We start from the raw sequence: 23,933 nt of genomic DNA, 5'->3' as shown, positions 1-23,933 counted from the left end.
GTAAAAACATGACCCGCTCTCGCTGGGCCGTGGAAGGAGTCGTGCGCTAGAAATTCGACGACGCGATCTTTTCACCAGGCCCCGCCGGCATCGGACGGGGCCTTTTGTTTGGCCATGCTCCCTGCCGGCGCAACAGCAGGAGCATCCGATGCCACCCCAACAGACGAACATCACATCCGGGACCGAGCGCGACGCCGCAGGGCTCGGCCTCGACCTGCCCATCGCATTCCCAGCGGCCACATCGCCGCGGAGCGTCCTCGGCTTGCTCAAGCGATATTGGCGTGCGTTTCAGGAGCGGCGCCAACGCCAGGGCTTGCGAGCCGGCTTGGATTGCCTGAGCGACAGACAGCTGATGGACATCGGCCTGACGCGCGGTGACGTCGACTGCATCACACCTCAACACGCCATCGACAGGATCAGAGATAGCGCGATGTACCTGTTGAGCCGTGGTGGCTAGATGGCAGCCGATTCCGTGGCGAGCGCGGCGAAAACCGTCTCCGGCGAATGGGCGATGACGGCGAGCAGCGCCCGCGCCGGACCGCGCGGCGCGCGTTTGCCCTGCTCCCAGTTCCGGATGGTCTCGACCGGCACGCCGAGCCGGGCTGCGAATTCGAGCTGGGTCAGGCGTGAGCGGCGGCGCAGGTCACGCACGGCCGGCAGCGGTGCGTTTTCGACGGCCGCAGCGGAGACAACGGCAGGCACCGCAAGCGCGGGTCCGGTCATAGCAGGCGCGAGCGGGAACTCCTGCCCGTCGCGCAGTTCCACGATCCGTCCGTCTGCCTTGAGCCGCAAGCGCTGCATGTTCGATTCCCGATCCGGGAATCATCGGCCAAGCGCGTTAAGGCCCGATTAACGATAGCCAGAGCGTTTTCAAGCGAAGTGGATACCGGTTCGCACAGCAATCAAGTTTACGCAGATTGCGTAGACTTATCTGCGGTAGAAAACGCGTCAAATAAAGACCGCCCACCTCACTTCAGCCCGAACCACAGCGTGGCGATGCCGAGGAACGAGAAGAAGCCGACCACGTCGGTGATCGTGGTGACGAAGGTGCCGGAGGCCACCGCCGGGTCGGCCCGCACCCGCTCCAGCACCATCGGGATCAGGATGCCGCCGAGCGCGCCGGCGATCAGGTTGACGACGATCGCAAGCCCGATCACGACGCCGAGGCCGGGGATCTTGAACCACGCCACCGCGGCGACGCCGGTGATCACGGCAAAGGCGAGGCCGTTGACGAGACCGACCATCGCCTCGCGCAGGACCACGCGGAGCGCGTTGTTAGAATGGAGTTCGCGGGTCGCCAGCGCCCGCACCGCCACCGTCATGGTCTGGGTCGCGGCGTTGCCGCCCTGGCTCGCCACGATCGGCGCCAGCACGGCCAGCGCCACCATCTTTTCCAGCTGGCCTTCGAACAGGCCGAGCACCGAGGATGCCAGGAACGCGGTCGCCAGATTGACCAGCAGCCAGTTGAAGCGGGCGCGCGCGATGGTCCAGACGCTGTCGGACAATTCTTCGTCGCTGGTGACGCCGCCGAGCGCCTTCAAGTCTTCGTCGGCCTCTTCCTCGATCACGTCGACGACGTCGTCGATGGTGATGACACCGACCAGCCGGTTGGTGGTATCGACCACGGGGGCTGCGACCAGATTGTATTTGCCGAACATCCGCGCGACCTCTTCCTGGTCGTCGAGCACGGAGACGCGGCGGCGGTCTTCCTCGATCAGGTCGGCGAGCGGCACCGGCCGCCTTGCCCGCAGCAACGTGTCGAGCGAGACCGCGCCCTGCCAGTGCTGGTTGCCGTCAACAGCGTAGATTTCATAGAACCGCTCCGGCAGGTCCGGGGTGTCGCGCATGTAGTCGATCGCCTGCCCGACCGTCCAGTCCGGCGGCACCGCGATGAATTCGGACTGCATCCGCCGGCCGGCGGAGTTTTCCGGATACAGCAGGCTGCGCTCCAGCGCGTCGCGCTCGGACGGCGGCAGCTTTTCGAGGATTTCTTCCTTGTCCTCCTCGTCGAGGCCTTCGAGCAGTTCGACAGCGTCGTCCGATTCCAGTTCGCGAACGCCCTCCGCAACCGTCTCCGGTTCCAGCTCTTCGAGGATTTCCTCGCGAACGGTTTCGTCGACCTCGTTGAGTGCGGAAAAGTCGAAATCGGTACCCGTCAATTCGACCAGCGCCACGCGGTCGTCGGGTTCGAGCGCGCCGATCACATCGCCGAGATCGGCCTCGTGCAATTCGGCCACAAACTCGGAAAGCGACGGGCGGTCGGCGGCCTTGATGGCGCGTGTGATGTCCTCGACAAACTCATGGCGGATTTGGCCGTCTTCGTCCCGCATCAAGGCGGGATCGAGCGTGGACCCGTCAACGGGTCGCGCGCCGGCTTGGGCAACGTCGATATCCTCGGCCATGCCGCGCCTCGCCGGTTTGACAGAACTTGCGTTTGAGTTATCGCTGCACGCATTACCCAATCGGGAACGCAAAGCGCAATGCTAAAGATGCACAACGGCTGATGACCCTAGGATTCACCAGGACGCTCTGCACAGCCATCGCGGCCGCGACGGTGTGGACCGCTGCGGCAAAGGCTGCCGAATGCCCGCGCAAGGACGCGCTCGGCACCTCACGGGTTCTGCGCGTCGATGCCGCTACCTCGCCGCGCGTCGGCCTTAAGAGCTTTCCGCAGACCCTGCCGTTGCAAGACCACGAGGTGGTCCTGACCTTCGATGACGGACCGTGGCCGGGCACGACGCCGAGAGTGCTGGCCGCGCTCGCGCACGAATGCGTGCTCGCCACCTTCTTCATGATCGGCAGGTCGGCTTCGGCGTACCCGGAACTGGTGCGCAGGATTGCAGCCCTTGGCCACACGGTCGGGCACCACACCTGGTCGCATCCCAATATCAAATACATGAAGCCGGATGCGGCCGTGGCCGACATCGACAAGGGCATTGCGGCGGTTGAAAAGGCGCTTCATGGCACCGCCTCGACCCCGGGGATCGCAGCAACCCCGAGCACGCCGTTCTTTCGCTATCCCTATTTCGAGATGACGCCGGCGACGCTGGACCTGCTGCAAAACCGCGGCATAACCGTGTTCGGCGCCGACCTCTGGGCCAGCGACTGGGAGCCAATGAAACCGGCCCAGCAGTTGAAGCTGCTCACCGAGCGGCTACAGGCCGCCCGCAAGGGGATCATCCTGCTGCACGATCCGAAGGCGCAAACCGCGGCCATGCTGCCGGCGTTCCTGCGCTATCTGAGAGACAACGGTTACCGCGTGGTCCATATCGTCCCGGCAGCCGCGGCGAGCACCGCCAGAGCTGTCCAAAACCCGAAATAAGTGTGGTATTTCGGCTATTAAGGCGGCATTCATGGCCCGCCGTTAAGGATTGCAAACAAGGCATTTTTCGAGTGAACCGAATACCGGTCCGCGCGGACCAAAGTTCGATTGGGAATGAAGCCGGGGTTCAATGATCGCTAGCGCAGGTATGGGGCTCCGTCAGCGGGCATCGATTAGTTTTTCAGCCGCAATTTCAGCCGCAGTTTTCCTGGGAGTGCTGACCGGCGCCACGGCGCAGGCCGCGCCGGCCGCCAATTGCCCCGGGCATCCCGATGCGATCGGCACGTCGCGCACGCTGGTGGTCGATCCGCGGCAATATCCGCTGATCGGCACCATGCAATATGCCAAGACGCTGCCGCTGGAAGATCATGAGGTAGTCCTCACCTTCGACGACGGTCCGCTGCCGAAGTACAGCAACCAGATCCTCGACATCCTCGCCGCCCATTGCGCCAAGGCGACCTTCTTCCTGGTCGGACGGCAGGCCAACGCCAACCCCGAAGGCGTGCGCAAGATGCGCGATGCCGGCCACACCATCGCCACCCATACCCAGAACCATCCCGGGAACATGAACCGGCTTTCGATCGATGGCGCCAAAAAAGAGATCGAGGACGGCATCGCATCGATCACATCAGCGCTCGCCGACGGCACCGCGCCGTCGCCTTTCTTCCGCATTCCGGGCCTCGGCCGTTCCGACGTCATCGAGGCATATGCCGAAGCAAAAGGCCTGCAGATCTGGAGCGCCGATTTTCCTGCGGACGACTGGCGGCCGGTCTCCTCGCAGCGCGTCTATGATCTCGCGATGCAGCGGCTCGAGGCCAAGGGCAAGGGCATTTTGCTGCTGCACGACATCCAGGCGCGCACCGTCGCCGCCCTGCCGCGAATTTTGCACGACCTGAAGGCCCGCGGTTACCGCCTCGTCCATGTCGTGCCGGCAACGCCGGACCGGCCCGCGACGCCGACCGAGCCGTCGCAATGGCAATTGCATCCGGTATCGGAGCAAGTGGCGACGTCACGCTGGCCCAAAATTCCGAATTTCGCCTATACCGCGGCTGCGGCCCTGCCCGCGCCCGCGCTGGCGGATTCCGATTGGCGCAATACGGCCCCGGTGGACCGCGCGCAGCGGCGCGCCTTGCGCGACGCGTTGTGGTCGCGGCAGGTGACGCTGGTGCTTGATCCGCCTGCGCTGCCGGTGCCGGCCCCCGGCGTGTTCAAGCTTCCGGAATCGATCCGCGTGACGATGCTGTATTCGCCGCCATCCGCGCGCAAGCTCGAGCCGACCGCGCCTGCCGCGCACGAAGTATCCGCCAAGCAGGCCGCACGCCCTGCCGAGCAGGCCAAGCACGCAAAACATGGCGGCAAAGGTGCCGCCAAACATGCTGCGCAGGTCAAGCCGGCCAAGAAGGTGCGCATGGCCGGCTTGAAGAAGCGTTAGAACTTCGGCTCTACCCCGCCGCCGACTGCGCACGGCCCAGCAAGCCGCGTTGGTCGGCCACCGCGTGCGCTTCGTCGAGCGCCGCCGCCACGGCGTCCATCATCTCGTCGATCTGCTCCGTCGTGATGATCAGCGGTGGGCAGACGAACACCGCGTCGGGACCGGCACGGACGATGACGCCGCGCGCCATCGCGCTCTGCTGGATCAATGCGCCGATGCCTTCGGCCGGCGGCAGCGGCCGGCGTGTCGCCTTGTCGGCGACCAGTTGCAGGGCGCCGATCAGTCCGACGCCGCGCGCTTCGCCGACCAGCGGATGCGAGCCGAGCGCACGCAGTCGCGATTGCAGATGCGGCGCCAGCGCTTTCACCTGGCTGACGATGTCGCGCTCCTTGTAGATGCGCAGCGTCTCCAGCGCGACGGCGGCAGCGACCGGGTGACCCGGCATAGGTGAAGCCGTGGGCAAAATTGCCGACCTTGCCGGCATGCGCGGTGATGACCTCGGCAATGGTGTCGCTGATGATGGTGGCCGAGATCGGCAAATAGGCCGATGACAGCGCCTTGGCCACGGTCATGATGTCGGGTTCGATGCCGAACGTATCGCAGCCGAACATCTCGCCGGTGCGGCCGAAGCCGCAAATCACCTCGTCGGCGATCATCAGGACGTCGTATTTGCGCAGCACCTGTTGAATGCGCGGGAAATAATCCGCCGGCGGCACGATGACGCCGCCTGCCCCGTTCACCGGCTCGGCGATGAAGGCGCCGATCGTATCCGGCCCCTCGCGAACGATCATGTCCTCGAGATTGGCGACAAGGCGGTCGACGAACTGCGCCTCGCTCTCGCCCGGGCGGCCGTACAGATAGTGGCTCGGGCAATCGGTGCGCAGGATGCCACCGACCGGAAGATCCCATTCGACGTGGTTGGCCGCCAGCCCGGTCATGCTGCCGGAAAACACCGTGATGCCGTGATAGCCACGCACGCGGCCGATGATGCGCTTCTTGCGCGGCCGGCCCAGCGCGTTGTTGTAGAACCAGACGATCTTCGCCGCCTGGTCGTTGGCCTCCGAGCCGGAATTGGCGAACAGCACCTTGCCGAGCCCCTTGGGCACGATCTTCAGCAGTTCCTCGGCGGCCTCGATGCTGGGCTCGGTCGAGCGGCTGTTGAAGATGTGATAGGTCGGCAATTGCTCCATCTGGCGGCGCGCGGCCTCGACCAGGCGCTTTTCGCTGAAGCCTAGCGAGGTGCTCCACAGCCCGGCCATGCCCTCGAGATAGCGCTTGCCGGTTTCGTCGTAGACATAAACGCCCTCGCCGCGCGCGATGACGAGCGGCCCGTCGGTCTTGTGCTTGTCGAGGTTGGTATAGGGATGGATGAGCGAGGCGACATCGCGAGCCGCCAGGGAGTTGGGTCTGCCCGTCATTGGATTAGTGCTCCGGTTTTTATTATCCTGATGAAGTAGAGCACAAAAAAGCGTTCGCCCGAAGGCGCAAGCGGCTAGAGCCTTTTCCGTTCCGATGGAATCGGAACGGGGCTCTAGATTCTTGATTCGACGCGTTTTCTTGACGCGAACCGGTATCCACTTCGCTGGAAAACGCTCTAATTCGTCACGATCTTGGCGATGCAGAGCAGGATGACGAGGGCGAGGAACAGCAGGTCGATATAGGCCTTGATCTCGCCGGCGTGGCGAAGCCCGCTGACCTCGGAGACGATCTGCTTGCGCGAGGCCCCGGCGGAAGCAGCCGCGCTCGGCCCCTCGGCGGCGACCTTGGCCAGACGCCGCGCCTCGATCTCCAGCCGCTCGATGCGCTGAAAGAAATAAAACGAACGCAGCGCCGAGGCCGCGTGCATGGCGGCATAGACCAGCACGAGAACCGCCACCACCGCGCGCTGTGGATATTTGTCCAGGAAGTTAAGGGCGAAATAGACCAGCGCCAGGAACACGAAGTTGGAGACGAATCGATAGGCGTAGCCCAGGAAAACCATTCACGTGCCTCGGGTGGATTTGGGGGTGCCGAATTACGGTCATCGGACCGGGTAGCCGGCGATGCCCTGTTGTTTTACGCGAAAGGTGTAACAGTAAGGCTACTTCCGCGTGCCCTGGCGATTCCCAACATGATTTTGTCGTGTCCTCGGAGGGCAGTCGCATTGCAATTTCAATAGCTTATGCGAATGCCCTAAGCTCCAGCGTAGCTATCAAATCAGAGCGTCTATTTCCACACTTAATATCATATCGTCTGGCTCAGCTTCTCAGCATTTCGGATGTCGAAGCCTTTCCGAGCGTCAGGCGTCCGGTGCCTACCGGATCATCTACCTGACAACAATCGGCGACGTTGTTCACGTGCTGCACGAGTTCCAGAAGAAAACACTAGGCAACGGCCAAGCGGGACATCGATCTCGCCAAGCACGGTTCAGGCAGCTTCCAGGCTTCCCTTGGCACCTTGAAGATGGGGTAGCAAAACGTTATGTTAGACAAAATTCATTTTTGTCTAACATACGGGGGAAAATTCCATGGCAAAGGCATCAGCTAACAAGCCCCCACTGCTTCGGACGAAACGGAGGAGAGCTGCATCCAAGCGCAGCTCGGTACTGATAAAGACCTTCAAGCGGGCGCTTGCGACCAGCGGGCTTGTCGTAAGCAAGGCACGATTTGAAGCGGTCATGCTGGCGGCGGAACAATCTGGCCTTCTGAGCGAAAAAGGCAGCCGCATCGGTGGCCGGGTAAGTCCGGCCTTGGTCCGGCAGGCCAAGCGCCAGACGGGCATCGAGACGGATACGGACTTGATCGAGTTTGCGTTGGCGACGGTCGCACTTGAGGACAATTTCGCGGAAGCCTTCAAGGAGTCTCGGGGCAAAGTCGATCCAACGTTGAAGCTCGGCTTCTAAGGTGGCGGAATTCGACTTTGACGCGGCGCGACGTTGGGCGCGGTTCGATCCGGAAGACACGCTGGCACGGCGCAGCGACGGTGAACTTCCATTCGTCAGCGCCAGCCTGACCGCCGGACAGGGACTACTGCTCGATACCTGCGTCTACATCGATCAAATGCAAGATCGTGCGCCTCAGATCCTGGACGACCTGATCGCGCAGCGGCAAGTCAACCATTCGACTGTCGCGATCCAGGAGTTGATGCACACGGTCGGCGTGCTAAATCCGTCCGACGCGCGAACCGTCTCTGTCGTCGATGTGATCGGGAAGCAGATCAAAGCGATGCCGCCACATCGGATCTTTGCGCCGGACATAGAGGTGCTGGGACGAGCCGCGCTGTTATCGGGGATGCTCTGCCGCCTCCAAGGCTACGCAAAGGACGGCAAGCTGCGCGCGCTCCAGGACTGCGTGCTGTTCCTCCAAGCGCAGAAGCTCGGCTTGGTGGTCCTGACTGCAAATGTCGGCGATTACGATATTCTACTCCAGCTCATTCCAACCGGACGCGTGTTGTTCTATCGCTCGAAATGAGCCCATTGATGTTTGAAAAAATTACGAGATTTCGCGAGATCAGGATACGTCAGGCGTCCGGCGCCTACCGGATCATCTACCTGACAGCAATCGGCGACGTCGTTCACGTGCTGCATGCGTTCCAGAAGAAAACACAGGCAACGGCCAAACGGGACATCGACCTCGCCAAAGCGCGGCTCAGACAGATCAGGTGCCGATAGTGGCAAGATCAGTATTCCACGACCTCTTCTCCGAGGAAGAAGCTGCAGAACTCGAGATGCGCGCCAAATTGCTTTCCGGCATCAACAAATGGTTGAACAAGTCCGAATTGACGCAGACCGAGGCGGCGAAACAACTCGGCGTTACTCAGGCCCGGATATCGGAGATCAAGAACGGAAAGATCAACCGGTTCAGCCTGAGCCTGCTGGTCCGGCTTGCGCAGCGCGCCGGACTGCGACCCGGCATCAAATTACAGAAGGCAGCGTGACGATCGAGATAAGGCCCATAGGGAGAAAATGGAAAAATTTGGCCCTTGGACGTGCCGACGGGAAAAGGCCTTAGAAATCAATCTGAAAACTGGGTGTGGTGCGCTCGGAGGGACTCGAACCCCCACGATTTTACTCACTGCCACCTCAAGGCAGCGCGTCTACCAATTCCGCCACGAGCGCTTGGGATACCGGCTGGAAGGATTGCGGCCTGCCGGATCAACGGCGCCGATGTAACAAATCAGAGATGGAGGGACAAGGCGGTTTTGCGACCGAATAACTACCTAACACCCGGTAATTTCGGCAGCATTTGCTTGACTTCGACCGCAATCCGGTTGCGATCGACCAGGACCACGCCGGAAGCCACCGGAAGGTTGTTGGCGAGGATCTTGACCTCGTCCGCCTCGGTGGCGTCCAGTTCGATGATGGCGCCGCGGGACAGCCGCATCACCTGGTGGATAGGCATCGTGGTGGTGCCGAGCACCACCATGAGATCGACGCTGACTTTATCGAGGGTGGCCACTAAGAAACCGCCAAACTTGGACTAGATCTTGGACAAAATTGGGTGGTTTCACCTGACCACGTTATGGTTAGCCAATGGTTAATGACCGCCAAAGCCTTGATTTGACGACCTTCGCGCAAGCCCCCGGTGGCAGCGATGTCGAATGGCGGATTGCGGCCAAACCGGTGCCCTACCCCGACGCCGTGGCCGAGATGGAGATGCGGGCAGCCGCGATCGCGGCCGGGCAAGCGCCCGAACTGGTGTGGCTGTTGGAACATCCGCCGCTCTACACGTCCGGAACCAGCGGCAAGGCCGGCGATCTCCTGGACCCGCGCTTTCCGATGTATGAGACCGGGCGCGGCGGCCAGCTCACCTATCACGGCCCCGGCCAGCGGGTAGCCTATGTGATGCTCGATCTGAAGCGCCGGCGGCCGGACGTGCGGGCCTATGTCGCTGGGCTGGAGGAATGGATCATCCGCACGCTCGCCGCCTTCAACGTACGCGGCGAACGCCGCGAGGACCGCGTCGGGGTCTGGGTCAACAGGCCGGACAAGGGCCCCGGCCATGAGGACAAGATCGCGGCGATCGGGGTGCGGCTGCGGCGCTGGGTCTCGTTCCACGGCATCGCCATCAATGTCGAGCCGGAGCTGTCGCATTTTTCCGCGATCATCCCCTGCGGCGTCGCCGATGCCAGATACGGCGTCACCTCGCTGGTCGATCTCGGCCTGCCCGTGACCATGGAAGACGTCGACGTCGCGCTCCGGCAGGCCTTTGAGGACGTGTTCGGCGCGACCAAAGCCCGCCTGCCGGAAGCGACGGTCTAGGATCGCTCCTCTCGGGCATCGGGATAGCGGAGAAACTGCCGACACTTGGCGCTTCAAAGGTGATGTTACACTCGAAGGTGAGCGACCGCGCCAAACTCGCCGGGCTGCGGACATTGGCGGCGACGTTTCGCAGCGTGGTAGCGACCGCCAACTAGGTTGAAGTCGCACCAGGCTGACGATCGCAACCTGCGTGCCTGCCGGCAACGCGCCAATAGACCAGACCGGCAGCCACCCCAGCAATCGCGAACAGCAAGTTGACGCCGGCCGGCCACCGCGATCCAGGCCCTTGCCGCAGAAGTTCCACGCTCAAGGTTCCGATCACGGCACCGGCACTACCGAAGAACGCGATCGCGCGTATCCGATATTTTTCGCTAGCCCATATGACGATAGCGGCGGGAAGACCTGTCAGCAGGCATATGAAGAGGAAAACCCAAACCATGAGAACAAGAGCAACAATACTTGCGCTGGCAAATGCGACGATGTCGCCGCCGAATGCGAGCGTCAGGCCGACCAAACCAACGCCACCATAGACCGCTGTCGCCGCGCCACATCCGGCGAGCCAGCCAGCAAATCCACGAGCGCAACGATCGGAAGTCATCTTCGTTTTCTCACAAGATCGCCTCGAATGCGCTGCGAAGCGTTTCATGCCGAAACTTGAATCCGTTGCTCAACGCCTTGTTCGGCAACACCCTCTGCCCTCCGAGCAGGAGTTCATTTGCAAAATCGCCGCCGACCCAGCGTAGCAGTGCATCCGGAATCCGGAACACGGCCGGACGATGCAGCCGCCGGCTGAGTTCTTCGGTGAACTTCAGATTGGTGACCGGGATCGGCGCGGTGGCGTTGATCGGCCCTGAGATGCCAGGGCTGGCGATGACATGCGCGATCAGCCGCACGAGGTCGTCACGCTCGATCCAGGACATCCACTGCTTGCCTGAGCCGAGCGGCCCGCCGAGGCCGAACTCGAACGGCGTCAGCATCCGCGTGATGAAGCCGCCATCGGTTCCGATGACGAGGCCGATCCGCAAGTAGGCGACGCGCACACCATGTTCGGCCGCCGGGCTCGCCGCACGCTCCCAGGCGTCGCACAATTCATGGCTGAAGCAGGCGTGGGATTTCGCGGACTCGGTCAGCACCTGATCCTGCCACAGCCCGTACCAGCCGATCGCGGAACCGGACACCAGCACCTTTGGCTTGCGTTCGAGACGGCCAATCAAATCAACGACATCACCGGTCATCTGAATCCGGGATTCGAGGATCTTGCGGCGCTTTGCCTCCGTCCACAGCCCGTTGCCGATCGGCTCGCCGGCGAGATTCACGATGGTGTCGATTTTGGCATCCGCAGGAATCTGGTCGAGGCTGGTGATCAAGGTAATCGGCGGCAGCAGTTCCGCTTTCGCCGGGTTACGGACCAGCGCAATGACCTGATGGCCCGACGCGGTCAGGCTCGCGACGAGGCGACTGCCGATGAAGCCGGTGGCGCCGGTGACGAGCACGGTCTGGCGATCAGGCAATTTTTCCACGAGGCCAACCGCAGGCGCGCTGTGCATCCGGCCGAGACGCCGGGCCGCGGTAAAATCCCGTAATCCGCACAGCCCCGCGCCGAGGGCGGCGGCCGCCGCTGTCATGCTGAGCCACCCCGCATAGGCCGATTTGACCCCGGTCGGCTGCATTGCCCAGTCGATCAGGACCGGCAGCAGCAGCACCAGGATGGCGCCGTAATTGATCGCCAGCAGCGTGTGGTTGATGCGCTCGCTCGCCGGCAGTTTCCGGCTCATGTCCTCCTCGACGAAATCCATCAACGTGATGATGACTTCCGCAACCAGCACCGCGATGATGGCAAAAGCGAAAATGCCGTAGACCTCCAGCCAGCCGAGCACCAGGAACAGGAACGCGTACATCATGTTGCGCACGCCGTGGAGCTGCAGCTCGTAGCGCTGCGACGGGCGCCAGGCCAGCCGCTCGGTCAGCTCATGGTGATAGAACGTGTCGAACACGCCCATCACGATCTGAATGGCGATCAGGGTCCATAGCAACGATGTCATGACGTGGCCTCCCGGAACACGGCGGACTGACGAATGAGCCTGCCAAAGCGCGGATGAATGATATCGAGCGTGAAGCGGAACGTGCCGCCGCCGAGATCTGCATGGGTTACGGTGAGATCGCCCGGCGTCAGCCAATCCGGCAACGCCAGCCGCAGCGGCCCGACCTGGAACGAGTAACCGACACTGCGAAACACCAGCGCTTCGTGCTCGACGAAGATCCGCAGCGCCATGCTGATGCCGTGGCCGACATATTCCTCGAGCCCGGTCGGCCCGGCGAAGCGTTTCGACGAGTGAATGACTTGCGGAAATCCGTGTGAGCGGGCGCAGATGCGGGTCCAGATCTGGCCGCCGCTCGCCGCGTCCTCCGTCACCGTCACGACCATCGGCACCCCGGTCTCGGCACCCGTCGGCAGCGGCCCGCCGACCAGCCGCGCCAACTGCGCCAGCCACCAGCCGATCCTGTTGAAATAGGCCTCCTCGACCTCGCCGACATAGACGACGGTTGCACCATCAACGTGGCGCTTGGAGAAACGCCGCCAGACCGCCAGCGGCAATCGCCCCCAATCGGCGTCGGACAGCAGCGCGTGGAACCTGTTATCGTCGAGCAGTATGTCGCTGGAAGGCTTGTGATGCGGATTGGACGCTGGAAGTCTTGAGATCCTGGCTGATGCCATCGAACGCTCCTGCTACTCTCCCCGCCACGCCCTGCGCTATTTGGTTTTTCCCATCGGCAGGAAGCTGACGATCTTCTCGCCAAGCTTGATCAGGGCGACCAATCTCGGCCGCGGCACTTTCAGCATCTGCACGTACCAGCGGTCGACCAGCTCGGTGAATTCCAGCATCTCCCTCAGCCGCTTGCTCGCGACCGCGCTTATGGTCGGATCATCGGCGGCATCGGAAACGCAGGCGCGCAGTGCATCGACCGCGGGGTCGATCTCGCGCTCCTTGCGGCGGGACGCGATCCGCGCCGCCACTTCCCAGATGTCGGTCTCCGCCTCGTAATGATCGCGGCGGTCGCCGAGGATCGGCACCCGGCGGATCAGGTTCCAGGACAGCAGCTCCTTGATGGAGTTGGAGACGTTGGACCTGGCCATGCCGAGCGTCTCGGCGATATCCTCGGCCGTCATCGGTGCCTCGGCGAGGTACAGCAGGCCGTGGATCTGGCTGACCGAGCGGTTGACGCCCCACTCGTCCCCCATGTCACCCCAGTGCAGGATGAACCGCTCGACGGCGGCGGGGAGTTTCTTCTTTTCGGTTATTTCTGTCATGACAGAAATATCTGACATTTCTGGATCGACGTCAAGCCCCTATCGGATCGGACAGATTCGCCAAGGCGAGCCGTGCCCCTGCCCGATCGCGCCCCCGGCTAAAATGTGCCTAAAACTTGTCCATTGCCGGAACCATCCGGCATCCCGCGCGTTTCGGCCACTAGGTTAGGGGTTCAGATGGCCGAAATAGACCAACGACAGCAGCGGGATCTGTTCGAGAGCGAACGCAGTTTCCGGCTTCTGGTGGAGGGGGTCGCCGACTACGCGCTGTACATGCTCGACCCCACCGGCATCATCACCAGCTGGAACATCGGCGGCGAACGCATCAAGGGCTATTCGCCGGCGGAGATCCTGGGCCGGCACTTCTCCTGTTTCTACACCGAACCTGACCGCGCCAACGGCAAGCCAACGCGCGCGTTGCGCATCGCGCGCGAAACCGGCCGCTATGAGGAGGACGGCTGGCGCGTCCGCAAGGACGGCACCTTCTTCTGGGCCAGCGTTGTCATCGACCCGATCTACGAGAACGGCAGGCTGGTCGGCTTTGCCAAGATTACCCGCGACATCTCCGAACGCCGCGAGGCCCAGCTCAAGCTCGATCAGATGCAGGCGCAGTTGGCGGAATCCCAGAAGCTGGACGCGCTCGGCCAACTGACCGGCGGCGTGGCGCACGATTTCAACAATCTCCTGATGATCGTCAGCGGCAGCCTCCATACGCTGAGGAAGGGCGTCTCCGACGATCCCAAGATGGAGCGCGCGCTGGCCGCTATCGACGGGGCGACAAAGCGCGGCGCAGCCCTGACCAGCCAGTTGCTGACATTCGCCAGGCGACAAAGCGTCAATCCGCAAACCGTCGATGTCACCGAAAGAATCAATGCGGTACGCGATGTTCTGCGCACCGGCGTCGGCGGCACGGTGACATTGCAATTCGACCTCGACCGCAGCGTCTGGCCGGTCATGGTCGATACTACCGAATTCGAGACCGCGCTGGTCAATCTCGCGATCAACGCGCGCGACGCCATGCCCGACGGAGGCATCATCAAGGTTGCCGCCGATAACACAGGGCTGAGCGAGGAAGCCCATAGCGGCGACTACGTCGCCATTTCCGTGGCGGATACCGGCACCGGCATCGCGCCGGACGTGCTGAGCAAGATATTCGATCCCTTTTTTACGACTAAACCGATCGGCAAGGGCACCGGATTGGGTCTTTCGCAGGTGCATGGCTTCGCCCATCAGGCCGGCGGAACGATCAGGGTTGCCAGCGAACTCGGCAAAGGTACCAAGATCACAATCCTGCTGCCGCGACAGGAAGGCGGTCTGCCGGTTGACGATGTCAGCGTGGCCGAAACCGGTGGAAGCGGCACCGTGCTGCTGGTCGACGACAATCCGGAAGTCGCCGCGGTCAGCACCAGCCTGCTCGAACAACTCGGCTACACCGTCCGCAGGGTAGCGAATGCCGAGGCCGCCTTGCGCGAGATCGAGAGCGACGGGATCGACCTCGTATTCTCCGACATCGTGATGCCGGGCAAAATGGACGGCCTCGGCCTGGCGCGCCGCCTCAAGGCGATGCGGCCCCAACTGCCGATACTGCTGGCGACCGGCTATAGCGATGCCGCCCTGAATGTGCGCGGCGATTTTCCCATCCTCCGCAAGCCCTATGAGATCCATCAGTTGAGCCAGGCGATCGCAAAATTGCCGCGGTGACCGCCGGCCCCGCGCCGTCCCGGTTCCACCGGGATCCCGGCCGAAATACCGGCGTCTCCGTTGTTTTCCCGATCGATTTATTAACCGCATCGCCACCTATTGGCCGGTAGATTCGGGCCACGCATTTAGCTTGCCGGTCAGAATGATTTGGCACTCCCCCATCAAGGCGGAAGATGCCCGATCGACACCTCGCAAACCAAAACGCCTTCCTGCGGCGGATCACGCCGGCGATGGTCGTGGTGTTCTTTGCGCTGGTCATGACGGCCTGCATCCTGGGCGTCGTGGTCTGGAAGGCGCTCGAAGCCAAGTCGGCCGCGCTGTCGCGCGGCTCCACCGACATCAAGAACCTCGCCCATTCCCTCGCCGAACACGCCGCGCACACCATTCAGGCGGCCGATATCGCGATGGGTGGCATGGTCGATCTGCTCATGTATCAAAGCCCCCTGCCGGAGCGGTTCAACAAATACATGGCCGACACCGTGGCCGCGCTCCCGCAAATACGCGAGATCGGCGTGCTCGATACCAACGGCAATTGGCGCTACTCATCCCTGCCGGAAACACCGCGCTACAACAATGGCGACCGGCCCTACTTCGCCTACCATCGCGACACCGCCGGCAAGGCGCTTCGTATCAGCGAAATGTTTCAATCCCGCCTTACCGGGCGACCGACCATCCTGCTCTCAAAGCGTGTCACCAAGCAGGACGGCAGCTTTGGCGGCGTGCTGACGGCCGCGATCGATAGCGATTACTTCAGCAGCTTCTACAGCGCATTCCAGCTCGGCCCCGACGGCGGAATCAGCCTGCTGCGCAATGACGGCGCCGTCCTGTCCCGCTGGCCGCTTTCGAACAGAAGTGCGGACCTTTCCAAAACGGCCTTGTTTACGAAACACCTCAAGGCGAGCTCGGTCGGGTATTACAAGATCACCTCGCCGTTCGATGACGTCGTCAAATATTTCGGATACGAGGGAACGCCGCAATATCCGCTGATCATCACGGTGGCGATGTCCGAGGACTGGTTGCTCTCGGCCTGGTCGACGGCATTGCGCACCGATGCGCTGGTGGCAACGGTACTCCTCTGCATGATCGTGCTGCTCGCCGCATTGCTTTCGGCGCAGTTCAATTTTCGGATCAAAACCGAGCGCGCGCTGCGGCAGAGCGAGTCCCACTATCGCCTGCTCGCGGACAATATCGCCGACGTCGTCATCCTGCTCAACGGCCGCGGCACGCTTCGTTATGTGTCCCACTCGGTCGAACAGATGCTGGGCGTTCGCCCGCAGGACCTCGTCGGCAAATCCTGCTTCGACATGGTTCACGCCGAGGACAAGCCAGGCTTGATGGCCGCGAGCGCGCAGCTGAACGGTTCGGGCGCCGTCAGCACAGCCGAGTTCCGGACCTACCGTGCCGACGGATCGATCGTGTGGGTCGAAAGCAACTTCAAGCAGGCATCGGAACGCGACAACCCCGCCGAGGCCGAGTTTGTCGGCGTGCTGCGCGACATCACGGAGCGCAAGCGGATGGAGGATGAGCTGACCCTGCTCAACCGTCGCCTGACCCAGCTCGCGGCCACCGACGGTCTGACCGGATTGACCAACCGCCGCACCTTCGACGGTTTTCTGGCGCGCCAGTTTGAGGCCTGCAAAGAGATTTCAGTGCTCCTGTTCGATATCGACAACTTCAAGGGTTACAACGACACCTATGGACACCAGGCCGGCGACCGCTGCCTGCAGGCCGTGGCCCGGGCCATCGGCGATGCGACCTCAAATACATCGGGCCTCTCCGCGCGCTATGGCGGCGAGGAATTCGCCGTCGTGCTGCCGAACACCTCCGAAGACGATGCATTGAAGGTCGCCGAATCGATCCGGCTGACCGTGCGCGCCCTCGGCCTTCCCAACACCGCCGCCAACCGTGGCTTCGTCACCATCAGCGCCGGCATTGCCACCCGGACGCGCGCGACATCTGGTGAAGCTGCGCTGGTCGGGGAAGCCGATGTCGCGCTTTATGAAGCCAAGCGGCTCGGCCGCAATCGCAGCTTCGTCTATTCATCGCCGGTTCTGCGCTATGTCGAGGCCGAGTCGATCCAGCACGATCCGGAACAGGCGCCCGCCGAACGGAAGCTGGCGCATTAAAGCGCGTGATCGCGGATCAAGATCTTTGGTGAGACCGTCCACATATCAGTTCTGCATGTCAGCCCTGCTGCCATAGCGGCCGGACTTAGCGCGTGCGCACAAATTATATGCTGAGCGCATCAGCCTGGACCCTTCTGATGCCACATTGATTCAGAACAATCGTTCTGCTGAAAACACCACAGGTTCCGCCAATGAAAATATCCGATTTCACCTGCCCATCCTGCGCGTCTGCTTACGAGGTCGCGGAATCAAGTTCACCGATTGGACGGCCGGGCCGGATTGAATGCGCGACCTGCGGCCAGCTTCTCGATGTTTGGCAGGATTCCAAGCTGAGGGCCTATCGGCTGGTGATGTCGTCGGAACACAAGTATCGGCACATCGATGCGCCGCCCTCTCCGCTTCGCGCGACCGCATAACCCGATATCGCATCGCGCCTGTCATCGAACGCGCGTAATCTCGGGGCATCGGCCTTGAGGAGACGGCGAGATGACCAAACCCGAATTCATTCCCGCTGAAATCGGGACGCGGGTCACGGCACACGCGCTGCATGTTGGCGACCGCATCAATACAATCGGCTTCGAAACAGAAGCGCTCTCGGCGATCCCGCTCGCGATCCGGGTTGGCACGAGCGGCGTCGCGGTTCTGTTCCGCTACGGTGTGGCGGTCCTGATCGGCCTTGCGCCGGAAGAACAAAGCCGCTTCCTGGAAACGCTGAAACCCCGGATCGACGGCAAGCTGGCGCGCCGTGAAGAGGAAGCCGCCATTCTCGCCTTCGCCGGCGAGGCCGAGGATCAGGTCCTGTCCGGCGGTCCGATACAGTTGCGCGACATGTCGCCGGCAAGGCTTCTTGTCGTGGCCGACGTGCTGGCCAAGAGCGTCGTGCTGGCGCACGACGAACGCGAAGTGGCGAAGGTATTCGAGATCATCGAACCGTTTGCCAAGGAGCTGGCAGACCATGGACGAACGAGACGCGATCGAAAAGGGATCATGCGACTGATCGGAAGCGCCCTGCTGGTCCAGCACAGGGTCTCCGGCCGCGTTGCGATCGGAGAGAAGCCTGATGCGCTGTGGGATCGTCCCGACCTCGAGCGGCTTTATGCGCGGCTTGAAGACGAATACGAGCTCAAGGAGCGCCTCGATGCCCTCAACCGGAAACTTGCCGTGGTCGCGGAGACGGCCAACACCCTTGCCGATATCATCGACACGCGCCGAACCCTGCGCCTCGAACTCATCATCGTCGCCCTGATTGCGTTCGAAGTCATCATCACGCTGTATCAGCTTTACATGGGCAAGCCCCACTGACCCCGGGCTTGGCCTGACTCCCGCTCGCTATCGCGTCCCCGGCCGCCACGACAGATCATCCGACCACAGATAGATCGCGATCGCGGCAAGGCACAGCACGAGGCCGACCCAGAACATCGGCGAATGATGGATCTGCCTCCAATCGCGTTCGGAAGTCGGCGGCTTCATGGATCACCTCGTTTGGCGGGTTTCGGCCAGTGGCGACTATGGCAACGAACTTGATCCGCGCCAATGTCAGATCGTCGGCAACAGCGAGAAGCGCTCCCCTGGCCGCAGCAGCTTCAGCGCGTCGGGATGGGCGTCCTCTTCCCTTACCGCGTCGACCCGCGCCACGGGCGGCCCGCGCCGGCACGCGGCGATCATGTCGGCGACGACGTCTGCAGGCCCCGCAAACAGCGCCTCGACGCTGCCGTCCCTGCGGTTGCGTACCCAGCCCTCGACATCACGTGTCATCGCCTCGTCCGCGACCCAGGCACGGTAGCCGACGCCCTGTACCCGGCCCGTGACCGTGACATGGCGGATCGCGCTGGTCATCTATTTCTTCAGCCCCAGAAATTCGGCGCTACGCGCCTTCACTTCGGCTTCGCGCATGGCCCGCCCGGTCAACTCTGACGACGCCAGCCCCTTGAGATTTTTCGGCGAGGTTCCCTCGCGCAGCGCTTTCAACGTTTCGTAGACCGCCTGCGTCGCCGCGGCGAACGGCGCGTGGCCCTGCAGCGCGATCCGCACCCGCTGGTCGCGGAGGTAGTCCAGCGCGGACATCTCCTCCGGTGCGCCACCCAGCACGATCGGCAATCTGGTTGCGGCCGAGATCGCTTCCAGTTCTTCGCGATTCTTGATGCCGGTGAAGAACAGCGCGTCGACGCCGACCGCCTCGTACGCTTTGGCGCGCGCAATGGCGTCGTCGAGACCGGTGATCGAGGCCGCGCCCGTGCGGCCCATGATGACAAGCGAGGGATCGCCGCGCCCGTCGAGCGCGGCCTTCATCTTGCCGACGCCCTCTTCACGTGAAATCAACTGCGTCTTCGCCTGCCCGAAGGCCTGCGGCAGCAGCGTGTCCTCGATCGTCAGCCCGGCGGCGCCGGCGGCTTCGAGTTCCTGTACGGTGCGGCGGACATTGAGCGCATTGCCATAACCGTGATCGGCATCGACGAGCACGGGCAGCTGCGCGGCCCGCGACATCCGGCGCATCTGTTCGGCGAGTTCGGTGAGCGTGATCAGCGCAATGTCGGGATCGCCGAGCACCACCAGCGAAGCGACCGAGCCGCCGAACATGCCGAGTTCGAAGCCTAGGTCCTCGGCGATCCGGATCGAGGTCGCGTCATAGACTGATCCGGGCCGGATGCAGGTCGATCCGTTGAGGATGGAACGCAATTTTTCACGGCGTGTGCGGAAGGCCATGGTGTCCCTCAGTTCTATCCGCCGTCATTGCGGGCGCAGCGAAGCAATCCATTCTTTCTTTGTGCCGCGCTGTGGATTGCTTCGCTGCGCTCGCAATGACGGTGTTTGTGTTGCCTAAGCAAACTCCAGAATCAGCGCGTCCACCGCGAGCGTGGCGCCGGCGGCGGCGTGAATCTTCTTTACCGTGCCGTCGCGTTCGGCGCGCAGCACGTTCTGCATCTTCATCGCCTCGACCACGGCCAGTGTTTCGCCGGCCTTGACCTCCTGCCCTTCGGCAACCGCGATCGACACGACAAGACCGGGCATCGGGCACAGCAGCTTCTTGCCGGTATCGGCCGCCGACGTCACCGGCATCAGCCGGGCGGCCGCCGCCTCGCTCTCGGTGAAGACGTTGACCGGGACTTCAAAGCCCTGATGCGCCAGGCGGATGCCGTTCGGGATCGCGCGCACCTGCATCGCCACGTAATGGCCGTCGATGGTGCCCTGCCAGACCGGCTCGCCCGGCGTCCAGTTCGAGACCAGTTGATGCGGATTGCCCGGCAGATCGTCGGCGCCGATGAAGCGCACCGCGATTCCATCGGCTTCGCGCGCGACGTCGAGCGCGATTTCGGCGCGATCGAGCCACACTGCGCGGCGGCGCTCGCGCTGCACCGCCCGGCCGTTCAACTGGCCGGAAATCTGCCGCTTGCGTTCGCCGAGCACGTGATCGATCGCAGCTCCGACCGCGGCCAGCCGCCGCGCGATCTCGCCCTCGGGTGGCCGCGCCGCAAATCCCTTCGGGAACTCCTCGGCAATGAAGCCGGTGGACAGATTGCCCTCGCGCCAGCGCGGATGGCTCATCAGCGCCGACAGGAACGGAATGTTGTGGCGGATGCCGTCGATATAGAACGAATCCAGCGCCGCCGACTGCGCCTCGATCGCGGCCGCCCGCGACGGCGCATGCGTCACGAGCTTGGCGATCATCGGATCGTAATGGATCGAGATCTCGCCGCCCTCCTGCACGCCGGTGTCGTTGCGGACCGTGATGCCGTCATGGCTCGCTTCCGCGGGCGGGCGGTATTTCACCAGCCGGCCGATCGAGGGCAGGAAATTGCGGAACGGATCTTCGGCATAGACGCGCGATTCCACCGCCCAGCCAGTCAGCGTGACGTCCTTCTGCGCGATCAAAAGCTTCTCGCCGGCGGCGGAGCGGATCATCTGCTCGACCAGATCGATGCCGGTGATCAGTTCGGTGACGGGGTGCTCGACCTGCAGGCGGGTATTCATTTCCAGGAAGTAGAAGCTCTTGTCCTGGCCGGCGACGAATTCCACCGTGCCGGCGGAATCATAATTCACGGCCTTGGCCAATGAGACCGCCTGCTCGCCCATCTTGCGGCGGGTGGTCTCGTCGAGCAGCGGCGACGGCGCCTCCTCGATGACCTTCTGGTTGCGGCGCTGGATCGAACATTCGCGCTCGCCGAGATAGATCACGTTGCCATGCTTGTCGCCCAGCACCTGGATTTCGATGTGGCGGGGATCGACGATGAATTTTTCGATGAAGACGCGGTCGTCACCGAACGAGGATTTGGCCTCGGCCTTGGCCAGATTGAAACCTTCGGCGACTTCGGATTTCGAATGCGCGATGCGCATGCCCTTGCCGCCACCGCCGGCGGACGCCTTGATCATCACGGGATAGCCGATCTCGTCGGCGATCTTCACCGCATGCTTTTCGTCCTCGATGACGCCGAGATGTCCCGGCACCGTCGAGACCTTGGCCTTGGCGGCGGCCTTCTTGGATTCGATCTTGTCGCCCATGGCGGCGATGGCGCCGGGGTTCGGACCGATGAAGACGACGCCCGCCTCGGCCAGCGCGCGCGGAAAGGATTCGCGCTCGGACAGGAAGCCGTAGCCGGGATGCACGGCCTGCGCCCCGGTCTTGCGGCAGGCCTCGACGATCTTCTCGATCACAAGGTAACTCTCGGACGCGGCCGGCGGGCCGATCAGCACCGCGTCATCGGCCATTTCGACATGGACCGCATCACGGTCGGCCTCGGAATACACGGCTACCGTTTCGATCCCCATGCGCCGCGCAGTCTTGATGACCCGGCAGGCGATCTCGCCGCGATTTGCGATCAGAATTCGTTTGAACATGTGCTTCTTGCTTGAGCTTTATTCTAAGGCTGGGGGCAGGATCCTCACCCGCAATGTGACATGCGGAGACGCGGCTAACAAACCCGTCGTACAGCAAAAATCGACCGAGGCAACGGTCCTGTTTCAGGCCTTCTGCTCAGGCCGCGGCCCGCTGGCGCCAGTCAGCCCGAATAGCTGTGAAACCGGCCGCGCGTATAGGCGTGCGACACCGCTTTCATCAGTTCGCCGACCTCGGTTTCCAGATACTCGTTGGCCACGATCAGCGCGCGGATGGTTGCGCGCATATCGCCGCCACAGGCCGAAATGGCCTGATCCACCGCCATTTCCAGTTCGTCATTCGGTTCGATGGCTGGCTTGGAGGAGGAAGGCATGGAGTTGATCTCGCGGCGGAGCGTTATGTTCCTATTTTGTTCTCATGAAGTCAATGAATATGCGCGGCGCATGATGCGATGTCCCTCGCTTGTGGATGGAGACGCGCCGCGTCGCCCATTTCCGCCGCATCCGCATTGCATTACATCTTGTGGATGTCCAAGGACGCATTGATCGCCGCCTATTCGGCTCCGGGCCGCCACTATCACAATCTGGCGCATATCGAGGATTGCCTCGACCTGTTGTCATCAGTCGATAACCTTTCCGCGGCCGAGCGTGATCTGCTCGTTCAGGCCATCTGGTGGCACGACGCGGTTTACGACCCCAAGAAATCGGACAATGAAGAACAGAGCGCCCTGCTTGCCGAGCAAGCCGTGGCTTCGGATGTTCGGGAAGAAGTCGGCCGACTGATCCGCCTGACAAAGTCTCACCAGGTCGCGCCCGGCGACCGCCTTGGCGCTATTCTGATCTCGATCGACCTCAGCATATTGGGAGCTGAACCAGACCGGTACGACGCCTATGCCTCGTCGATCCGCAAGGAATTCTCCCATGTTCCGGATGCCGCCTACCGGTCCGGGCGTTCCGACGTCCTCCGACGCTTCATGGCGAGGCCCGTCATCTTCCCCGACCCCGGTTTTGCAACGCGATACGACCAGCGCGCCCGCGCAAATTTGGCGAGAGAAATCGCGTCCTTGAAGGATGGTGACACCTCGTAGCGCCGACAGCCCCTTGGTTCCGGGATGCCGGCATGTGCTAGAAGGTTCGCGCGAACACGAAAGAGATTTGAAGTGAGACACATGCGGTCACGGGTTGTTCTGATTGTTGCGCTGTTATTGGTCTCACTTTCCTCGTCCCCGACCTGGGCCGCCACGGCGACCGTCAAGGATGGCGGCACGCTTCAACTGGGCAACGTCACCTACCGGCTCGACGGGATCGACGCCCCGGCATTCGATCAGCTCTGCATCGACGAACACGCCGACAGCTGGGCTTGCGGCATCGAGGCGCGCGATCAGCTGACAAAACTGATCGGCGGCCGCCAGGTCCGCTGCGACGATCTCGGCGCCGATCCCACTTTCAAGAAGCGGCGCCTCGGCGTGTGCAAGATCGAGGGCGGCGACCCCACCAGCCTCAGCCAGTTGCTGGTCCGCCAGGGCTTCGCCCTGAATATCGACGCCTCTGCAACCGGGCGTTTCAAGACCGACGAGGCCCGCGCCAGGGACGATCGTCAGGGCCTTTGGAAAGGCTGTTTCGCAGCGCCGCAAGAGTTTCGCCGCGGCCAGAAGGACGGCACGCTGCTAGGCGCCGCATGCCGCGCCGATCGCGACCGCCAGATTCGCGAGGCCCTATTCCCCGAGGATTTCGTGATGCCGTCCGGCTGCAACATCAAGGGCAAGTTCGCGGTCCGCGCCCGCGTCACGGGCAATCTCGGCATCTATCATCTGCAGGCCTGCCGCAGCTATCCGGGACTGACCAATCCGGACCGTTGGTTTTGTTCAGAAGAGGACGCCCAGGCCGGCGGGTTCCGCAGAGCCTATAATTGCCGGCCCCCCGCCAAGAGCAAATGAAAGCAAATGATGCTGGCAAACGTTGCGCCTCTTGTG

The 23,933-nt window shown here is 62.8% G+C and carries 28 protein-coding genes, 1 tRNA gene and 2 pseudogenes; 16 read left to right on the top strand and 15 right to left on the bottom strand.

Going from position 1 to position 23,933, the window contains the following annotated elements; translation table 11 throughout:
- Positions 1-148: 148 nt before the first annotated feature.
- Entirely contained in the window at positions 149-457 is a 309-nt protein-coding gene (locus JQ641_RS23015) for a DUF1127 domain-containing protein (protein WP_211998173.1), read from the top strand.
- On the opposite strand, the gene JQ641_RS23010 is transcribed toward JQ641_RS23015, so the two are convergent.
- On the bottom strand, positions 454-801 hold the full coding sequence (locus JQ641_RS23010; protein WP_211998172.1) for a helix-turn-helix domain-containing protein: 348 nt from the start codon (positions 799-801) through the stop codon (positions 454-456). The genes JQ641_RS23015 and JQ641_RS23010 overlap by 4 nt on opposite strands.
- Before the next feature lie 167 nt (positions 802-968).
- Positions 969-2,402, bottom strand: a complete 1,434-nt coding sequence (gene mgtE, locus JQ641_RS23005) for a magnesium transporter (RefSeq protein ID WP_211998171.1) — start codon at positions 2,400-2,402, stop codon at positions 969-971.
- Between the two features lie 101 nt (positions 2,403-2,503).
- Between mgtE and JQ641_RS23000 the strand changes: the two genes are divergently transcribed.
- Positions 2,504-3,322, top strand: a complete 819-nt coding sequence (locus tag JQ641_RS23000) for a polysaccharide deacetylase family protein (protein ID WP_211998170.1) — start codon at positions 2,504-2,506, stop codon at positions 3,320-3,322.
- A gap of 148 nt (positions 3,323-3,470) precedes the next feature.
- Positions 3,471-4,754: a polysaccharide deacetylase family protein gene (locus tag JQ641_RS22995; RefSeq protein ID WP_502754984.1), complete on the top strand. Its 1,284-nt coding sequence runs from the start codon at positions 3,471-3,473 to the stop codon at positions 4,752-4,754.
- A gap of 10 nt (positions 4,755-4,764) precedes the next feature.
- On the opposite strand, the pseudogene JQ641_RS22990 reads toward JQ641_RS22995, so the two are convergent.
- A pseudogene (locus JQ641_RS22990) lies at positions 4,765-6,172 on the bottom strand (aspartate aminotransferase family protein).
- Positions 6,173-6,348: 176 nt separating this feature from the next.
- The gene (locus tag JQ641_RS22985) at positions 6,349-6,735 is read right to left on the bottom strand and encodes a hypothetical protein (RefSeq protein WP_211998168.1); all 387 of its coding nucleotides are present in this window, start codon (positions 6,733-6,735) and stop codon (positions 6,349-6,351) included.
- Between the two features lie 214 nt (positions 6,736-6,949).
- On the opposite strand from JQ641_RS22985, the gene JQ641_RS38070 reads away from it, so the two are divergent.
- Genes JQ641_RS38070 through JQ641_RS22965 form a run of 5 tightly spaced genes read left to right on the top strand, consistent with a single transcriptional unit; the run spans position 6,950 to position 8,669 of the window.
- Complete coding sequence (locus JQ641_RS38070; RefSeq protein WP_349628607.1) at positions 6,950-7,342, top strand: type II toxin-antitoxin system RelE/ParE family toxin; 393 nt, start codon at positions 6,950-6,952, stop codon at positions 7,340-7,342.
- Positions 7,261-7,635, top strand: coding sequence for a hypothetical protein (locus tag JQ641_RS38065; RefSeq protein ID WP_249150611.1), 375 nt, complete (start codon positions 7,261-7,263; stop codon positions 7,633-7,635). The genes JQ641_RS38070 and JQ641_RS38065 overlap by 82 nt, the downstream gene beginning before the upstream one ends.
- 1 nt (position 7,636) lies before the next feature.
- On the top strand, positions 7,637-8,203 hold the full coding sequence (locus JQ641_RS22970) for a type II toxin-antitoxin system VapC family toxin (protein ID WP_211998167.1): 567 nt from the start codon (positions 7,637-7,639) through the stop codon (positions 8,201-8,203).
- On the top strand, positions 8,200-8,403 hold the full coding sequence (locus JQ641_RS38060; RefSeq protein WP_502754980.1) for a type II toxin-antitoxin system RelE/ParE family toxin: 204 nt from the start codon (positions 8,200-8,202) through the stop codon (positions 8,401-8,403). Before JQ641_RS22970 ends, JQ641_RS38060 begins: the two co-directional genes overlap by 4 nt.
- The gene (locus JQ641_RS22965; RefSeq protein ID WP_349628606.1) at positions 8,403-8,669 is read left to right on the top strand and encodes a helix-turn-helix domain-containing protein; all 267 of its coding nucleotides are present in this window, start codon (positions 8,403-8,405) and stop codon (positions 8,667-8,669) included. The genes JQ641_RS38060 and JQ641_RS22965 overlap by 1 nt, the downstream gene beginning before the upstream one ends.
- A 96-nt stretch (positions 8,670-8,765) precedes the next feature.
- Here JQ641_RS22965 and JQ641_RS22960 read toward each other — a convergent pair.
- Together JQ641_RS22960 and JQ641_RS22955 are read right to left on the bottom strand one after the other, a co-directional pair.
- A tRNA-Leu gene (locus JQ641_RS22960) sits at positions 8,766-8,850 on the bottom strand.
- 97 nt (positions 8,851-8,947) lie between these two features.
- The gene (locus JQ641_RS22955; protein ID WP_074276133.1) at positions 8,948-9,190 is read right to left on the bottom strand and encodes a FliM/FliN family flagellar motor switch protein; all 243 of its coding nucleotides are present in this window, start codon (positions 9,188-9,190) and stop codon (positions 8,948-8,950) included.
- 74 nt (positions 9,191-9,264) lie between these two features.
- On the opposite strand from JQ641_RS22955, the gene lipB reads away from it, so the two are divergent.
- Positions 9,265-9,993, top strand: coding sequence for a lipoyl(octanoyl) transferase LipB (lipB, locus tag JQ641_RS22950; protein ID WP_211998166.1), 729 nt, complete (start codon positions 9,265-9,267; stop codon positions 9,991-9,993).
- 17 nt (positions 9,994-10,010) lie between these two features.
- Positions 10,011-10,148, top strand: a pseudogene (locus JQ641_RS38055) (LysR family transcriptional regulator); the annotation flags it as partial.
- On the opposite strand, the gene JQ641_RS22945 reads toward JQ641_RS38055, so the two are convergent.
- Genes JQ641_RS22945 through JQ641_RS22930 form a run of 4 tightly spaced genes read right to left on the bottom strand, consistent with a single transcriptional unit; the run spans position 10,145 to position 13,303 of the window.
- On the bottom strand, positions 10,145-10,591 hold the full coding sequence (locus tag JQ641_RS22945; protein WP_211998165.1) for a hypothetical protein: 447 nt from the start codon (positions 10,589-10,591) through the stop codon (positions 10,145-10,147). The pseudogene JQ641_RS38055 and the gene JQ641_RS22945 overlap by 4 nt on opposite strands.
- Before the next feature lie 10 nt (positions 10,592-10,601).
- Complete coding sequence (locus JQ641_RS22940) at positions 10,602-12,035, bottom strand: TIGR01777 family oxidoreductase (protein ID WP_211998164.1); 1,434 nt, start codon at positions 12,033-12,035, stop codon at positions 10,602-10,604.
- Entirely contained in the window at positions 12,032-12,709 is a 678-nt protein-coding gene (locus JQ641_RS22935; protein ID WP_211998163.1) for a DUF4166 domain-containing protein, read from the bottom strand. The genes JQ641_RS22940 and JQ641_RS22935 overlap by 4 nt, the downstream gene beginning before the upstream one ends.
- A 36-nt stretch (positions 12,710-12,745) precedes the next feature.
- Positions 12,746-13,303, bottom strand: coding sequence for a GbsR/MarR family transcriptional regulator (locus JQ641_RS22930; protein ID WP_211998162.1), 558 nt, complete (start codon positions 13,301-13,303; stop codon positions 12,746-12,748).
- A gap of 177 nt (positions 13,304-13,480) precedes the next feature.
- Between JQ641_RS22930 and JQ641_RS22925 the strand changes: the two genes are divergently transcribed.
- From JQ641_RS22925 to JQ641_RS22910, 4 genes are all read left to right on the top strand, one after another.
- The gene (locus tag JQ641_RS22925; RefSeq protein ID WP_211998161.1) at positions 13,481-15,004 is read left to right on the top strand and encodes a PAS domain-containing hybrid sensor histidine kinase/response regulator family protein; all 1,524 of its coding nucleotides are present in this window, start codon (positions 13,481-13,483) and stop codon (positions 15,002-15,004) included.
- A gap of 173 nt (positions 15,005-15,177) precedes the next feature.
- The gene (locus JQ641_RS22920) at positions 15,178-17,130 is read left to right on the top strand and encodes a diguanylate cyclase (protein WP_211998160.1); all 1,953 of its coding nucleotides are present in this window, start codon (positions 15,178-15,180) and stop codon (positions 17,128-17,130) included.
- 191 nt (positions 17,131-17,321) lie between these two features.
- On the top strand, positions 17,322-17,546 hold the full coding sequence (locus tag JQ641_RS22915) for an MJ0042-type zinc finger domain-containing protein (RefSeq protein ID WP_211998159.1): 225 nt from the start codon (positions 17,322-17,324) through the stop codon (positions 17,544-17,546).
- Between the two features lie 70 nt (positions 17,547-17,616).
- Positions 17,617-18,432, top strand: a complete 816-nt coding sequence (locus tag JQ641_RS22910) for an RMD1 family protein (RefSeq protein ID WP_211998158.1) — start codon at positions 17,617-17,619, stop codon at positions 18,430-18,432.
- Between the two features lie 27 nt (positions 18,433-18,459).
- Here the strand turns inward: JQ641_RS22910 and JQ641_RS22905 are convergent, their stop codons facing one another.
- The 5 genes from JQ641_RS22905 to JQ641_RS22885 form a co-directional block, all read right to left on the bottom strand.
- Positions 18,460-18,600, bottom strand: a complete 141-nt coding sequence (locus JQ641_RS22905; RefSeq protein WP_192733768.1) for a hypothetical protein — start codon at positions 18,598-18,600, stop codon at positions 18,460-18,462.
- Between the two features lie 66 nt (positions 18,601-18,666).
- On the bottom strand, positions 18,667-18,966 hold the full coding sequence (locus tag JQ641_RS22900; protein ID WP_211998157.1) for an acylphosphatase: 300 nt from the start codon (positions 18,964-18,966) through the stop codon (positions 18,667-18,669).
- The gene (locus JQ641_RS22895; RefSeq protein ID WP_211998156.1) at positions 18,967-19,833 is read right to left on the bottom strand and encodes an isocitrate lyase/PEP mutase family protein; all 867 of its coding nucleotides are present in this window, start codon (positions 19,831-19,833) and stop codon (positions 18,967-18,969) included.
- Between the two features lie 114 nt (positions 19,834-19,947).
- A complete protein-coding gene (locus JQ641_RS22890) occupies positions 19,948-21,963 on the bottom strand; it encodes an acetyl-CoA carboxylase biotin carboxylase subunit (RefSeq protein ID WP_211998155.1) in 2,016 nt (671 codons plus the stop codon).
- Between the two features lie 161 nt (positions 21,964-22,124).
- Complete coding sequence (locus JQ641_RS22885; RefSeq protein WP_211998154.1) at positions 22,125-22,334, bottom strand: hypothetical protein; 210 nt, start codon at positions 22,332-22,334, stop codon at positions 22,125-22,127.
- 168 nt (positions 22,335-22,502) lie between these two features.
- On the opposite strand from JQ641_RS22885, the gene JQ641_RS22880 reads away from it, so the two are divergent.
- Complete coding sequence (locus tag JQ641_RS22880; protein WP_349628605.1) at positions 22,503-23,048, top strand: HD domain-containing protein; 546 nt, start codon at positions 22,503-22,505, stop codon at positions 23,046-23,048.
- Positions 23,049-23,129: 81 nt separating this feature from the next.
- Complete coding sequence (locus JQ641_RS22875) at positions 23,130-23,897, top strand: thermonuclease family protein (protein ID WP_211998152.1); 768 nt, start codon at positions 23,130-23,132, stop codon at positions 23,895-23,897.
- Positions 23,898-23,933: the final 36 nt, after the last annotated feature.

It is taken from the genome of Bradyrhizobium sp. JYMT SZCCT0180, from assembly GCF_018130165.1.
Taxonomy (GTDB): Bacteria; Pseudomonadota; Alphaproteobacteria; order Rhizobiales; family Xanthobacteraceae; genus Bradyrhizobium.
Note: the sequence above shows the minus strand (reverse complement) of the source record. Positions and strands in the feature narration are given on the sequence as shown.